Annotated in this window: 15 protein-coding genes; 14 read left to right on the forward strand and 1 reads right to left on the reverse strand. The window is 39.6% G+C overall.

Features of this window, described 5'->3' with window-relative positions; translation table 11 throughout:
• Positions 1 to 254 precede the first annotated feature (254 nt).
• The 14 genes from RCP16_RS00210 to RCP16_RS00275 all read left to right on the forward strand — a co-directional run bounded on the left by RCP16_RS00210 (position 255) and on the right by RCP16_RS00275 (position 13,260).
• Positions 255 to 866, forward strand: a complete 612-nt coding sequence (locus tag RCP16_RS00210) for a DJ-1/PfpI family protein (protein WP_308641396.1) — start codon at positions 255 to 257, stop codon at positions 864 to 866.
• A 37-nt stretch (positions 867 to 903) separates the two neighbouring features.
• Complete coding sequence (locus RCP16_RS00215; RefSeq protein ID WP_069325674.1) at positions 904 to 1,464, forward strand: glycerol-3-phosphate responsive antiterminator; 561 nt, start codon at positions 904 to 906, stop codon at positions 1,462 to 1,464.
• A gap of 205 nt (positions 1,465 to 1,669) precedes the next feature.
• On the forward strand, positions 1,670 to 2,491 hold the full coding sequence (locus RCP16_RS00220) for an MIP/aquaporin family protein (protein WP_308641397.1): 822 nt from the start codon (positions 1,670 to 1,672) through the stop codon (positions 2,489 to 2,491).
• A gap of 47 nt (positions 2,492 to 2,538) precedes the next feature.
• Complete coding sequence (gene glpK / locus RCP16_RS00225; protein ID WP_069325672.1) at positions 2,539 to 4,032, forward strand: glycerol kinase GlpK; 1,494 nt, start codon at positions 2,539 to 2,541, stop codon at positions 4,030 to 4,032.
• 182 nt (positions 4,033 to 4,214) lie between these two features.
• Positions 4,215 to 5,192: an iron-hydroxamate ABC transporter substrate-binding protein gene (locus RCP16_RS00230; RefSeq protein ID WP_308641398.1), complete on the forward strand. Its 978-nt coding sequence runs from the start codon at positions 4,215 to 4,217 to the stop codon at positions 5,190 to 5,192.
• A 226-nt stretch (positions 5,193 to 5,418) separates the two neighbouring features.
• Positions 5,419 to 7,107 (forward strand): glycerol-3-phosphate dehydrogenase/oxidase, encoded by a 1,689-nt coding sequence (locus tag RCP16_RS00235; protein WP_137225596.1) that lies wholly within the window; start codon positions 5,419 to 5,421, stop codon positions 7,105 to 7,107.
• A gap of 190 nt (positions 7,108 to 7,297) precedes the next feature.
• Complete coding sequence (locus tag RCP16_RS00240) at positions 7,298 to 7,804, forward strand: hypothetical protein (RefSeq protein ID WP_069325669.1); 507 nt, start codon at positions 7,298 to 7,300, stop codon at positions 7,802 to 7,804.
• Positions 7,805 to 8,013: 209 nt separating this feature from the next.
• The gene (locus RCP16_RS00245; protein ID WP_308641399.1) at positions 8,014 to 9,342 is read left to right on the forward strand and encodes a hemolysin family protein; all 1,329 of its coding nucleotides are present in this window, start codon (positions 8,014 to 8,016) and stop codon (positions 9,340 to 9,342) included.
• Between the two features lie 68 nt (positions 9,343 to 9,410).
• Positions 9,411 to 9,674 carry a YqkE family protein gene (locus tag RCP16_RS00250; protein WP_069325667.1) on the forward strand — a complete coding sequence of 88 codons (264 nt, stop codon included), beginning with the start codon at positions 9,411 to 9,413 and terminating at the stop codon, positions 9,672 to 9,674.
• Positions 9,675 to 9,817: 143 nt separating this feature from the next.
• Positions 9,818 to 10,021, forward strand: a complete 204-nt coding sequence (locus tag RCP16_RS00255; RefSeq protein WP_137225592.1) for a YwbE family protein — start codon at positions 9,818 to 9,820, stop codon at positions 10,019 to 10,021.
• 41 nt (positions 10,022 to 10,062) lie between these two features.
• Positions 10,063 to 10,971: an aldo/keto reductase gene (locus RCP16_RS00260; RefSeq protein WP_137225590.1), complete on the forward strand. Its 909-nt coding sequence runs from the start codon at positions 10,063 to 10,065 to the stop codon at positions 10,969 to 10,971.
• Positions 10,972 to 11,106: 135 nt separating this feature from the next.
• A complete protein-coding gene (locus RCP16_RS00265; protein ID WP_069325664.1) occupies positions 11,107 to 11,883 on the forward strand; it encodes a ZIP family metal transporter in 777 nt (258 codons plus the stop codon).
• Positions 11,884 to 12,017: 134 nt separating this feature from the next.
• Positions 12,018 to 12,791: an alpha/beta hydrolase gene (locus RCP16_RS00270; RefSeq protein ID WP_308641400.1), complete on the forward strand. Its 774-nt coding sequence runs from the start codon at positions 12,018 to 12,020 to the stop codon at positions 12,789 to 12,791.
• Between the two features lie 151 nt (positions 12,792 to 12,942).
• Positions 12,943 to 13,260, forward strand: coding sequence for a thioredoxin family protein (locus tag RCP16_RS00275; protein WP_069325662.1), 318 nt, complete (start codon positions 12,943 to 12,945; stop codon positions 13,258 to 13,260).
• A 78-nt stretch (positions 13,261 to 13,338) separates the two neighbouring features.
• On the opposite strand, the gene RCP16_RS00280 is transcribed toward RCP16_RS00275, so the two are convergent.
• Positions 13,339 to 13,806 carry a MarR family winged helix-turn-helix transcriptional regulator gene (locus RCP16_RS00280; protein ID WP_069325661.1) on the reverse strand — a complete coding sequence of 156 codons (468 nt, stop codon included), beginning with the start codon at positions 13,804 to 13,806 and terminating at the stop codon, positions 13,339 to 13,341.
• Positions 13,807 to 14,066: the final 260 nt, after the last annotated feature.

The raw sequence follows: 14,066 nt of genomic DNA on the forward strand, positions 1-14,066 counted from the left end.
ATAGTTCATCCAACGTTGATTGTCTCGACAATAATATTCAGGTAGATAGCACCTTAATTATATTATTCTCCACCAACGCTTTAATGCGTAAAAACTAAAGTATGCAAATTTTACTATAAAAGATTTTACATGGCTATTGTTTTTTATTTCACATATAAGGCATGATAGATACATAAAAGCCAACTCGTAACCTCATCACCATTAGAGTAATCGTGATAACTGTCTATTTCATTTGATAAAAAGGAGAGTCAAACATGCCTACAAACAGTGATATTCCTCAGCGTTATCAAGTCGGTATTTTGTTATTTGATGAAGTAGAAGTGATGGATTTTGCAGGACCATTTGAAGTGTTTTCGCTTGCTGAGAATGTGGATAAGCAGAAATTATTTCAAGTCCATACGTTATCTCCAGATGGTGAACTTATCAGCGCTCGTAATGGATTAAAAGTACAACCTGACTATGCGATTCAAGATATGCCAATACTTGATATTTTGATTATTCCGGGCGGGTATGGGGCGGAAGAGATCATTATTCATGATCCAGTGATTATCGAGTGGATTCGTACACAAGCCAGTCAGGTCAAGGTACTAGCTTCTATCTGTACAGGCGCATTGGTGTTAGCAGAAGCGGGATTATTGGATGGACGGGAAGCCACCACACACTGGATGGATCTTGATCGGTTACAACAAGATTATCCTGAAGTAATCGTCAAATCAGGTGTGAAATTTGTAGATCAAGGATCGATTATGACCTCCGCAGGCATCTCCGCAGGGATTCATTTGGCATTACATATTGTAAGTAAATGGGTTAATATAGAGTGTGCTCGTACAGTGATTAGACGAATGGATATAGATATTGAGATGTAACAGCAAGCACTTATTATGGAGAAAAGAGTGATTAACGATGTTTCACGGTCAGGCGATTTTGCCAGCAGCCAAAAGTATGAAGCAATTCGAACAAATCTTATCCAGTTCGTATGAATATGGTGTGTTTTTGGATACTCATATTGCACAACTTAAAAATATTTATAAAATGGCAAATCAACATCAGAAGAAAATGTTTTTGCATGCCGATCTGGTACACGGGCTTAAAAATGATGAATATGCCGCAGAATACTTATGTCAGGAAATTAAGCCTCATGGGATTATTTCTACGCGTGGTAATATGATTTTGAAAGCCAAACAAAAAGGGGTAATTGCGATTCAGCGTGTATTTATGCTGGATACAATCGCATTAGAAAAAAGTTATGCTCTACTGCAAAAAACGCAGCCTGATTATATCGAAGTGTTGCCGGGTGTTGTACCACATATGATTAAAGAAGTGATTGAACGGGCGAATATCCCTGTTTTTGCAGGAGGCTTAATTCGGACTGCTGATGATGTAGAACAGGCGCTTGCGGCAGGTGCTACAGCAGTGACGACATCTAACGATCATCTGTTTGCTCACTACCGTACAGACAAGTGAAAAACATCAATCATGAAGATCACATGAAAATTGTCATGTTGACACCGCTTACATGTTACGATATGATGAACTTATCAAGTTAATAATGTGACGGAGAACCGGAGAGCCACGCAAAGACCCCCTGTACCTGATGGGGTGGTTTGCAGTGGCTTTTTCTGTTGTCTATCGGTTGAAATAACTTGCTACTTTGAATGGAGGGAATTTAATGTCACCATTTATAGCTGAATTAGTAGGAACCATGATTCTTATTGCATTAGGTGCTGGCGTTTCTGCAGGTGTTGCTTTAAAAGGATCATTTGCAGAAAGTTCAGGCTGGATGGTTATCACTGCAGGTTGGGGTCTTGGAGTTGGAATGGCGGTGTATGCCGTAGGCGATATTAGTGGCGCACACTTGAATCCAGCTGTAACTTTAGCACTTGCGTTTAATGGCGATTTTGCATGGAGTCAAGTTCCATCGTATATTTTGGCACAGATGATCGGAGCGATGGCAGGTGCATTGCTTGTCTACTTACAATACTTACCACACTGGAAAGCAACTCCAGATGCGGCTACCAAATTAGGCGTATTTTCAACGTCTCCAGCGATTAAGCATCCTGTGGGAAATATGTTAAGTGAAATTATCGGTACATTTATTTTTGTCATGGTATTGTTATCTATGGGTGCAAATCAATTTACAGAAGGTGTTCATCCATTAATTGTAGGTTTATTAGTGGTTAGTATCGGCTTATCGCTTGGAGGAACAACCGGATATGCGATTAATCCAGCACGTGATCTGGGCCCTCGTCTGATGCATACTTTATTACCGATTGCAGGCAAAGGACCTTCCAATTGGAGATATGCTTGGGTTCCATTTATCGGCCCATTGTTAGGCGGTTCAATTGGCGGCTTATTTTACAAAAATGTATTCCAGGATCAAAGCACACCGATATTATGGGTGCTGTTAGTGGTGACGGCTGTTTGTTTATTTGTCGCTCATCGTTCAGGTCGCAAAACACAAGATTCTGTTTCTCACAAAGCAACAGCTTAAATTAAATACATTCATATTACGTATATCACTCGAGGAGGAACTTATTTATGGAAAAATATATTATGGCACTGGATCAAGGAACAACAAGCTCACGCGCAATTTTGTTTAACAAAAAAGGTGAAATTGTGTATATGGCACAACGTGAATTCCCGCAATATTTCCCTAAACCAGGTACCGTTGAGCAAAATGCGAACGAAATTTGGAGTTCAATTCTAGCGGTTATCGCTTCTTGCCTTTCTGAATCGGGTATCAAGCCTGTACAGATCGCAGGAATCGGTATTACAAACCAACGGGAAACGACAGTAGTCTGGGATCGTAAAACAGGTGATCCAGTCTATAACGTACTGGTATGGCAATCTCGTCAAAGTGCTGAAATTTGTGATGATCTTAAAAAACGTGATCTTGAACAGACATTCCGTGACAAAACAGGGTTGTTGATCGATCCTTATTTCTCCGGTACTAAAGTCAAATGGATTCTGGATCATGTAGAAGGTACACGTGAACGTGCAGAACGCGGTGAATTGATGTTCGGTACGATTGATACATGGCTCATCTGGAAATTATCTGGCGGCAAAGCACATGTGACGGATTACTCTAATGCTTCTCGTACTTTAATGTACAATATTTATGAGCTGAAATGGGACGAAGAATTGTTGGATATCTTGGGTGTTCCTGCTTCCATGTTGCCAGAAGTACGTCCGTCTTCTGAAGTCTATGCACATACCGTTGATTATCATTTCTTTGGTCAAAATATTCCGATTGCTGGTGCAGCAGGAGATCAACAAGCTGCATTGTTCGGACAAGCTTGTTATGAAAAAGGATCAATCAAAAACACATACGGTACAGGTTGCTTTATGCTGATGAACACAGGGGAAGAACCGATTCGTTCAGAGCATGGTCTAATTACAACGATTGCTTGCGGTGTAGACGGCAAAATTCATTATGCGCTAGAAGGAAGTATCTTTGTAGCTGGTTCTGCTATTCAATGGTTACGTGATGGTCTACGTATGTTCCGTGATGCCGCAGACAGTGAAGCTTATGCTGCTCGTGTAGAATCGACAGATGGCGTATATCTTGTCCCTGCTTTTGTCGGATTAGGAAGTCCATACTGGGATAGTGAAGTCCGTGGAGCGGCTTTCGGTCTTAGCCGTGGCACAACCAAAGAACACTTTATCCGTGCAACACTTGAGTCATTAGCGTATCAGACCAAAGATGTATTAACCGCTATGGAAAGTGATACAGGGCTCAAAGTCGAATCACTTAAAGTGGATGGTGGGGCAGTGAAGAATAAATTCTTAATGCAGTTCCAAAGTGATATTCTGGGTGTTCCTGTAGATCGTCCTGTAGTGAATGAGACAACTGCTTTAGGCGCCGCTTACCTTGCAGGACTTGCAACAGGATACTGGACAAGTCTAGATGAGATTGCAGCAACACATGAAGAATTGAACGATCAATTTACACCGAATATGGAAGAATCTCGTCGTGAAAGTCTATATGCTGGCTGGCAAAAAGCGGTTCATGCAACTATGGCTTTCAAATAAACGATCCATTTTTATAGCTCTAAAGTAGAACCCTTTCTCGCAGTAAGAGAAGGGGTTTTGCTCTGCCTATTTTTAAAAAGTTAATGCAATACTATTTATAATATGCTAACATTTCAAATGATAATGATAATCTTTATCATTTGAAAGAATCATATACTATAAATAAAAGGCGGTTATAGAGCATGTCTATTTTCAAAACATTCGGTATGATCTTTACCACAATTCTCTGTGTGGCAATTCTAGCAGCTTGTGGTCAAAGTACAACACCAACAGCTTCAACATCTGCACCAACATCAACAGATACACCAGCACCAGCGACTGATTCCACCATTACATATCAAGCGGCAAATGGAGAAGTTAAGGTTCCTAACCATCCTCAGCGTGCTGTAGTACTTGCAGATAGTTATTATGGGTATTTATATGCGCTAGGGATTAAGCCTATTGCAACGATCGATTATGTTTTTCAAAGTACATTTTTGAAAGAGTCAACAGACGGTGTCACTAATCTTGGCGATAAGCCAGATGTAGAAAAAATATTAGCACTGGATCCAGACTTAATTGTCGTCTGGGATAATGATACGAATATAGAAAAATATCAGCAAATTGCACCTACAGTAGCGATTAAGTATGGTCAATATACGTATCAAGAGCAATTACAAGAAATCGGCAAAATGACAGGTACAGAAGATAAAGCCAAAGAATTAGCAGCAACATGGGAATCTAAAATTAAGGAAGCCAAACCTAAAGTACAAGCGGCTGTAGGTGACAAAACTATTTCTATTCTTCAGCCATATGCAAAAGGCATCTATGCTATGGGTGATACCTATGGTCGTGGTGGAGAAATTATCTATGGAGCACTAGGTCTCAAAGCTACACCAATGATGCAAAAAGAAGGAATCGATAGCGGCGCAGGTTTTGCGAGTATTTCTTTAGAAAATCTACCTGATTTTGCAGGCGATTATATTTTCACTTCACCATGGGGTGGAGATGATGATAAAGATGGGAACACCGTATACAACAGTAGCTTATGGAAAGACTTGCCGGCTGTGAAAAGCAATCATGTGTACCGAATTGATCCTGTCGCCTATTATTTCAACGATCCTATTTCAATGAATGCACAGTTTGATTATATTGTGAAAAGCTTAACTCAATCCCAATAGATCGCTCAAGATGTCTAAAAAATTGTCTAAATTCTTTGCTACCCTAAAGCATCTATGGTACAATAGAGTTAACAAGTTAATAATAACGTCATGAGACTTTGGAGAGACCACGAGTACACGCGGTAGATAGTAGCCGTTTTAGTGTAATTATTCGTGGTCTCTTTTTTATTGCTTATGATTGGTAAAATAAACCATGTACAGCGTTAAAAATAAGGAGGACGTAAAAATGAATACAACATTTTCAGCACAAAATAGAGCAAATGCTTTAGAGCATATGAGTAGTGAAGTATTAGATGTATTGGTTATCGGTGGCGGAATCACTGGATCAGGAATTGCACTAGATGCGGTCACACGCGGTATGACAACAGGTCTAGTTGAAATGCAAGATTATGCAGCAGGTACATCCAGCCGTTCTACCAAATTAGTGCACGGTGGATTGCGTTATTTGAAGCAATTTGAAGTAAAAATGGTAGCTGAAGTGGGTAAAGAACGTGCAGTCGTTTATGAAAATGGCCCGCATGTCACTACACCGGAATGGATGCTTCTTCCTTTCCACAAAGGCGGAACATTCGGTAGCTTCAGTACTTCGATCGGTCTACGTGTATACGATTACTTAGCAGGCGTCAAAAGAAATGAACGTCGCAAAATGTTGAGTGTCAAAGAAACAATGGGTAAAGAGCCATTGATCAAAAAAGACGGTCTGCAAGGTGGCGGTTATTATGTAGAATACCGTACCGATGATGCTCGCTTAACGATCGAAGTGATCAAAGAAGCGGTAAAACGTGGTGCTTATGCAGCTAACTATACCAAAGCTTCTGAATTTATTTATGAAAATGGCAAGCTGAAGGGTGTTAAAGTCACCGATACGATCAGCGGTCAAGAATATAGCATTTTCGCACGTAAAGTGATTAATGCAGCAGGTCCATGGGTGGATACACTTCGCCAATTGGATAAATCCAAAAAAGGTAAAGTGTTACAAATGACGAAAGGAATTCATTTGGTGATCGATCATGAGCGTTTCCCACTAGAACAAGCTGTGTATTTTGATACACCAGATGGTCGGATGGTCTTTGCGATTCCTAGAGATGGCAAAACGTATGTAGGAACAACCGATACGGTCTACAAAGCAGATCCTATTCATCCGCAAATGACACTGGAAGATCGTGATTATGTATTAAAAGCAATCAACTATATGTTCCCAACAGTTAAAGTAACAGCGGCTGATGTCGAATCAAGCTGGGCAGGTGTACGTCCACTGATCTATGAAGAAGGTAAAGATCCTTCTGAAATTTCGCGTAAAGATGAAGTATGGCAATCGGCAAGTGGATTGATCACCATCGCAGGTGGTAAATTGACCGGATATCGTAAAATGGCTGAAATGGTTATCGATCTAGCTGCTGAATTGATCGGTAAAGAGCAAGGCAAAAAGTTCAAAGCTTGTCAGACCAAACACATGGCGATGTCTGGTGGCGATGTTGGTGGTTCCGCTAACTTACCTGCTTTTATTTTACAACAAGGGGATAAAGGTAGACAAGCAGGCTTAACACATGAACAAGCTGAATATTTAGCAGGATTCTACGGATCAAATGTAAGTAAATTATTTGATCTGGTACGTCAAGCCGATCCGATTGCAGATGAGCTAGGATTGCCAGCAGATATTCGCGCACGTATTGCTTATGCGATTCAAGAAGAAATGACTGTAAAACCTGTCGATTTCTTTATCCGTCGTACAGGCGCATTGTTCTTCAATATCAACTGGGTACATGAATGGAAACAACCTGTGATCGAGTATATGTCTAGACGCTTCAACTGGACAGCCGATCAAAAACGTCGTTATACAGATGAACTAGAAGGTCATCTACATGATGCTGTAGTGCCTTCAGATGCTCCAACTAAAAGCGAATTTGCTGTTTAAAATAGATTGAAATATAAGTGTTCTCTAATCCAAGACTCTTCCTTTATAGGGAGAGTCTTTTTTGTATTTAACGCAGTCAACTACGACTTTAGTCTAGGATCTTTTTCTTCTATAGGCTGATGAGTTGCTGATCAAGATATGCTACAGTGTAATTAAGAATAAAGGTATAGAAAAGGGGTGTGTAAGGATTATGATTAAACGGGCTGTTCTTGCACCAGTATTGTTGTTATTAGGGGTATATTTATTTTTGAATCCAGGTGGATCGACAGGAGTAGGTACGATTTTTGCTACATTTTGGCCAACACTATTTGTGATTCCGTTAGGGCTATTTTTTCATTGGTTACACTTTTCGCTTTTGGAATCGAAAAAGACAGGGTTGTTAATTCCAGGAGGTATTTTACTTGGAGCAGGTGTAGTGAGTCAGATTGCTGCATTATTTGATCTATGGTCAGTCGTATGGCCGGGTTACATACTTGCAGTAGCAGTAGGATTATTTGAATTTTACTGGTTAGGTTCGCGTAACAAATGGTTGTTGATTCCGATTAATATTTTAACGGTATTGGGATTGTTGTTTTTGGCTGTATTCTCTTTAGATTCAATGTTGCATCATGTGGTATTTGTACAACCTTTAATCGCACTGGCATTTCTATTAGGTGGAGCATGGTTGTTAGTAGATCGGAAGCATAAAGTAAAATAACATATCGTACGATGTGCCAAAGGAAAAGTACAAAAAAAAGCGATTAGCCCCTACATAGGATGCTGATCGCTTTTTTTGTGCTTGATATCTAGCCTTTTTTTGAATTTTCTAAAGCATAATTAGCAAAAATGGGTAATATACTTCATATGTCTACATGTATACATACATTGATCTTATATATAGATAGATCATACAAAGGGGAGCAAGGTATGGAATTTTTGAATTTGATATTGGTTATTGTGCTTATTTTATTAACAGCCTTTTTTGTAGCATCTGAATATTCGATTATTCGTGTACGTATTTCTAAGATTAATCAACTGGCTGAAGAAGGCAATAAAAATGCAGTCGCTGTCCAGAATATTATTTCTAAATTGGATGAATTTCTATCTGCTTGTCAGTTGGGGACAACATTAACCTCGCTAGCACTAGGTTGGTTAGGAGAATCCACGATTGAAGAATTACTGCATCCTGTATTTGTTTGGGTACAAGTACCAGCAGGATTGGAATCGATTATATCGTTTATTATTGCTTTCTTATTATTGACCTATTTCGAAGTGTTGATCGGCGAACTGGTTCCCAAATCGTTTGCGATTCAATTGGCAGAGCCGATGGCGTTATTTTTTGCTCGTCCGATGATGGTCTTTTACCGAATCACATATCCGTTTAACTGGGTGTTAAGTCGTTCGGCACGTCTGATTACAGGTTTATTCGGAGTTAAGCCGATCTCTGAGCAAGATGCAGCGCAAAGTGAAGCTGAATTGCGGTTTGCGCTGTCTGAAGGATTCAAAAGTGGAAATATTACACCGACCGAATATCGTTATTTGAATAATGTATTTGAATTTGATGAATTAGTCGGTAGTGAAATTATGGTGCCACGTACAGAGATGAAGTATATCGGACATGAAGCCCAGTTGACTGACTTCTATGAGCTGGTTAAAGAAGAACCGTACAGTCTTATTCCGGTGGCTCTAGATGGAGATAAAGATCGAATTATTGGTTTGCTCAATGTCAAAGAAGTCTTGCGCGATGCTGTTAGTCACCCGCATACACCAACAGATCCTATCGCTCCCTTTATCAAGCCAGTACTGCAATTAATTGAGACGGTGCCTGCTCGTGAATTGCTCGGACAAATGCAAAAACAAAATATTCATATGGCGGTATTACTAGATGAATATGGCGGCACAGCAGGTATGGTGACATTGGAAGATATTTTGGAGGAAATTGTCGGTGATATTCCGTCCAAGTCCGATATCGAACCCGCGGCTACGCCTGCTATTCATAAGCTAGGTGACAAGCATTATCGTCTGCAACCGTTAGCATTGATTCATGAAGTGAATCGTCGCCTGGGCACAGATATTGAAGCGGGTGAAGCCTATACGATTGGTGGTTGGATCTGGGCACAGAAATTCAATATTCATGAAGGTGAATCGGTACGTGTGGAAGATTATGAATTTACGGTGACTCGTATGGAGAATCGTCATATCAAAGAAATCGAAGTGACTACGTTTGAGGAAGAAGATGCAGAAGAGCAAGACTAATCATTTTCGTCTATTCCATGAGAATGGTATACTATAACAAGTTCGTATACTCAAAGAGGTGATTATAGATGGCTAAGAAAAATAGAGCATCTGCAAGACCAACAGCTACACCAGCACAAGATCGACCAGCCACACTCAAAGACATGCTAAGCGCTGATGTACTGGATAAGCTCAAAGCACAAGCCAATGAGCTTAAAGTCGAAGAGCAACAACGCAAAGAACAACAGCAACAAGAAGCAGATGATGCACGTAAAGCAGAACAAAAACGTCGTGATAACGATTTTGAATATTTGCTTGAAAACACCAAACAAGACTGGAAAAAGTTCAAATAAATAGATCAGTTATGGTGCTGAATCTACAAGCATTATAGTCTTGAACAGGTATACAGAAATGAACTAAATGCCGGTATTGTGCTCGCAGGAGTGCCGTATCGGCATTTGTTATACATGCTAAATACAGAAAGTAGGAATGAGTTATGAGCGGGCAGACAAGAGCAAATATCAAAGCAGGTATTGAAGTCGATATTGTACTCAAACAAGATCAACGAACCAATAAATTAACAAGAGGGATTGTCAAAGATATTTTGACCAATTCACCGAATCATCCACATGGAATTAAAGTGCGTCTTCAATCAGGAGATGTAGGACGAGTTAAAAATATTATTAATAGCAACGTGTAATGTTTAATGTCTAGTAGAAACAGTCGAAAGGATGATCACTAATGAAAAAGAATAGACTCGGTACATCCGATTTAATCGTAGGTGAGATTGGACTAGGTTGTATGTCTCTTGGAACAGACGAGAGCCAAGTGATTCCGCTACTTCATGAAGCGCTTGATCTAGGCATTAACTTTTTGGATACGGCTGATATTTATGATAACGGGCACAACGAAGAATGGATTGGAAAAGCGATCAAAGGTCGCCGCAGTGAAGTGATTATTGCCAGCAAAGTAGGAAATACCCGTGTAGAAGGTCAAGAAGGCTTAGTCTGGAATCCTTCCAAAGCGCATATTATGGAAGCTGTGAAAGACAGCTTACGACGCTTACAGACAGACTATATTGATCTATATCAATTGCATGGTGGTACATTGGATGACAATATGGATGAAACGATCGAAGCTTTTGCGCAATTAAAAAGAGAAGGGCTTATTCGCGAATATGGTATTTCGTCGATTCGTCCGAATGTTATTCGAGAATATGTGGATCGTTCCCATATTGTCAGTGTCATGAGTCAGTACAGTATTTTGGATCGTCGTCCTGAAGAAGAAGTATTGCCATTACTCACGCAAAAAGGGATCAGTGCGATCGTACGTGGAGCTGTCGCAAGTGGAGCATTAGCAGATGGACGCGAAGACAAAGCACAGAAGGGCTACTTGGACATTAGCGGGGAAGATGTTGTAAGTCTACGTCAACAATTAGAACCTCTTACACAAGCAGATAGAAGCCTTTCACAGACGGCTATTCAATATGTGCTGGCTCATCCGGCAGTTGCTGTACTTGCAGCAGGAGCAAGTTCTTCTCAGCAACTTCGTGAAAACGTAGAAGCAGCTTCTTCACCTGCGTTAACCGATGATGAATTGCAATTGATTCGTTCAATTCGTCCGGCTAATCAATACACACAACATCGTTAAACTTAATCGTTAAATATATGAAAAAGCATTCATATTCACATTTTAAATAATTATTCTATTTTTTTGTGCTCATATCGGTCTAACGGTCTTATTTTGGGTTAATAATAAGACAGTGTAGTTGAGAGGAGAATAACAATGTGGAATGCGCTAATGTGGGGTGCGATAGCAGGCTCTGCTGTTTTATTGGGAGCTTTAGTTGCAATGTATTTCAATATGCCCAAAAAGATTATCGGCTGGATTATGGCATTTGGTACGGGAACATTGATCGGTGCGGTTGCTTTTGAATTACTATCGGATGCGGTAGAAGATGGAGGGATCTGGGCAACAGGTATAGGATTTATGGTAGGTGCGATTGTATATACGGCATTTGATCTATACATATCCCGTAAAGGGGGAGCCAACCGTAAGCGTTCCTATATGAGCAATGGAGAACCTTCTTCATCCTCTACGTCATCATCCAAAGAAAAAGAAGGAAGCAGTCAAAGTGGACTGGGTATATTTGCCGGTACAGTAATGGATGCGATTCCTGAATCGATTATGATCGGAGCCAGTCTACTTGCAGGTCAAGGTGTTAGTCTGGTATTGGTTATTTCTATCTTTGTCAGTAATATTCCTGAAGGATTATCCAGTACCGTAGGACTGAAGCAAAGTCATTACTCACGAGGCAAGATTTTTGGTATGTGGGCAGTCGTGTTAGTGATCTCTGCATTAGCATCGATGGCAGGCTATCTATTCTTAGAACTACTACCTAATGAGATCAAAGCAGGTATCGGTGCTTTTGCCGGTGGAGGTATTATTGCTATGATCTGTTCTACGATGATGCCAGAAGCTTATGAAGATGGTGGTCCATTAGTAGGATTGATCGCTTCACTAGGTCTATTAACAGCACTATTATTAAGCATTGGATCGTAATTGTTAATCACATTCTAGCTATGTTACAAAAAGAGCTTATTCGGTGTATATTCTATCGATAAGCTTTTTTTGTCATCTTCTCAATCATTTGGTATACTAATTGATAATCATTATCAGTAGGGGGAGAGAGTCGTATGCGGGGAACACTTTTTACAGAAATGTACGCAGGTAGAGACTTGCTGATTTATTTACCACCTTCTTATGATAAAGCATCGTATCCGTTGCCAGTGGTATATGTCCATGATGGTGGAGATGTATTTGATTTGGTATTGAACGGGACATTATATAATTTAGAACAACGCTTTGCTGTTGGAACTTTACCTGAATTAATTCTAGTAGGGATTGCTGCATATGATCCTCTGGTTGAATATACGCCGTGGTATGCACGTGCTCTTTATCCGGGATTGGGTCATGGGGATTTTGGCGGACGAGCAACTGAATATTTGAATATGATTGTCCATGAGATCAAACCGTGGATTGATCAGCACTTTTATACAGATGATCGTCCAGAGATGACGGGGATTGTGGGTAAGTCTTTGGGTGGTCTGGTGTCTTTATTTGCCGCTTATGTCTATCCACATGTATTTGGTAGAATCGGATTAATGTCGGCTTCGCTCTGGTATGAAGGCTTTATCGAATTTATGAGAGAGCGTCAGCATTTATCTTCTGATCTGCGGATCTATATGGATCTAGGTAATCTAGAAGGTGTAGGCAAAGCGAATCGTCAGCGCTTGATTCAGACCTGTACAGATGAAGCAGTGGATATTTTGTTAAATAATATTCCAGCATTACATTTCTACTTTGAACGCATCAAAGGTGATGATCATGACCCAGAAACGTTTTATCAGCGTTTTCCTGATCTGATGGGCTGGTTATTTGATAAAAAAACAGTCGGTTTATTGAAATAATGAATCCTTTTAATCTAGTGATCATATACTATTCTTGCTAAATAGGCATAAAGAGCAGATAATAAAGATAGCAACATCTTCATATTAAGAGATTATATTTAGTTATTGTTGCTTTTTAATATCCTAAATCTAAAGGAGGCTTCACTTCCTAATGGAAAGAATAGAATCGGAAGATCAATACCGCAATTTGATTAATGGTGATGACCTGACTGTGATCAAATTTGATACCAACTGGTGCCCGGATTGCAAAACGCTTGATCGTTTTATGGTCGATATTATCGAAAAAAACAACGATAAGCAGTTTTTTGCCATGGATGCTGAGAAGTTTCAAGATTTGGCAGAGCAAAATGAAGTAAGAGGTATCCCAAGTTTATTGGTATATCGCAATGGTGAGAAAATCGCTCATTTGCATAGTAAATTTGCTAAAACACCAACCCAAGTTGCTGAATATCTAGCAACTGTAGAGTAAGACACACAAAAACGCCCGAATGGAATAATTTCCGTTCGGACGTTTTTATATACATATTATAATGCTATAGAGATATAATTAGCTTTGTACAGATAATTCACTTACCGTTAAATCTTTACGCTTCATAATCAAATGTTCCACACTTCTGAAATGCCCTAACAATTCATGAGCCTCATCATCACTTAGACCACGAATACTTTCAACTAATTTATTAGACATGATTTTGTACATGCCATCTAGTGCTTCTTCACCTTTACTGGTGATCGAAATACTCACATATCGGCGATCCTGATCGGATCGTGTACGTTCAATCAACTCTTCTTGTCCTAACTTATCGCAGATTTGTGTAACGGCACTAGTAGTCAGACCTGTTGCCCGGACAATGTCTGTACCATATTGACTGCCGTTTGCTAGCAAGAAGTGTAGGATATACACTTCTGTAGCATTGGACTTAAGTTGTCTCATCAAGGTGGGAAGTTCCATAATACGTGGCATACGATCCACAAGTGTTAAATAACTTTTGAGAAGTTCATTAGACGTTTCCAAATTGTAAATCCTCCTTCGATATATATAAATAAAACTCTTAATTAACTATCGTTGCATACTGCACTATACAACAACAATTAACAGTAAAAAACGAAAGTAAATATGAAAAAGATACTAAGGTTTCGAACATTCTTAAAACTTCCTTAACATTATAGTAATTTGTTACCATACTATCGTCAATGCAAATTCGACAGATTGAGACAAGTAAACGTTATCATTGACGTAAAATTGAACATTTTTTATAATTAAAACTAAAAATA

The organism is Paenibacillus nuruki (genome assembly GCF_963311185.1).
Taxonomy (GTDB): domain Bacteria; phylum Bacillota; class Bacilli; order Paenibacillales; family Paenibacillaceae; genus Saccharibacillus; species Saccharibacillus nuruki.

Excerpts from the sequence above, each read along its gene's own strand:
- RCP16_RS00235 (WP_137225596.1), top strand. The coding sequence starts at position 5,419 with ATGAATACAACATTTTCAGCACAAAATAGAGCAAATGCTTTAGAGCAT.
- RCP16_RS00210 (WP_308641396.1), top strand. The coding sequence starts at position 255 with ATGCCTACAAACAGTGATATTCCTCAGCGTTATCAAGTCGGTATTTTG.
- RCP16_RS00220 (WP_308641397.1), top strand. The coding sequence starts at position 1,670 with ATGTCACCATTTATAGCTGAATTAGTAGGAACCATGATTCTTATTGCA.
- glpK (WP_069325672.1), top strand. The coding sequence starts at position 2,539 with ATGGAAAAATATATTATGGCACTGGATCAAGGAACAACAAGCTCACGC.
- RCP16_RS00250 (WP_069325667.1), top strand. The coding sequence starts at position 9,411 with ATGGCTAAGAAAAATAGAGCATCTGCAAGACCAACAGCTACACCAGCA.
- RCP16_RS00270 (WP_308641400.1), top strand. The coding sequence starts at position 12,018 with ATGCGGGGAACACTTTTTACAGAAATGTACGCAGGTAGAGACTTGCTG.
- RCP16_RS00265 (WP_069325664.1), top strand. The coding sequence starts at position 11,107 with ATGTGGAATGCGCTAATGTGGGGTGCGATAGCAGGCTCTGCTGTTTTA.
- RCP16_RS00245 (WP_308641399.1), top strand. The coding sequence starts at position 8,014 with ATGGAATTTTTGAATTTGATATTGGTTATTGTGCTTATTTTATTAACA.
- RCP16_RS00215 (WP_069325674.1), top strand. The coding sequence starts at position 904 with ATGTTTCACGGTCAGGCGATTTTGCCAGCAGCCAAAAGTATGAAGCAA.
- RCP16_RS00240 (WP_069325669.1), top strand. The coding sequence starts at position 7,298 with ATGATTAAACGGGCTGTTCTTGCACCAGTATTGTTGTTATTAGGGGTA.
- RCP16_RS00230 (WP_308641398.1), top strand. The coding sequence starts at position 4,215 with ATGTCTATTTTCAAAACATTCGGTATGATCTTTACCACAATTCTCTGT.
- RCP16_RS00260 (WP_137225590.1), top strand. The coding sequence starts at position 10,063 with ATGAAAAAGAATAGACTCGGTACATCCGATTTAATCGTAGGTGAGATT.
- RCP16_RS00275 (WP_069325662.1), top strand. The coding sequence starts at position 12,943 with ATGGAAAGAATAGAATCGGAAGATCAATACCGCAATTTGATTAATGGT.
- RCP16_RS00255 (WP_137225592.1), top strand. The coding sequence starts at position 9,818 with ATGAGCGGGCAGACAAGAGCAAATATCAAAGCAGGTATTGAAGTCGAT.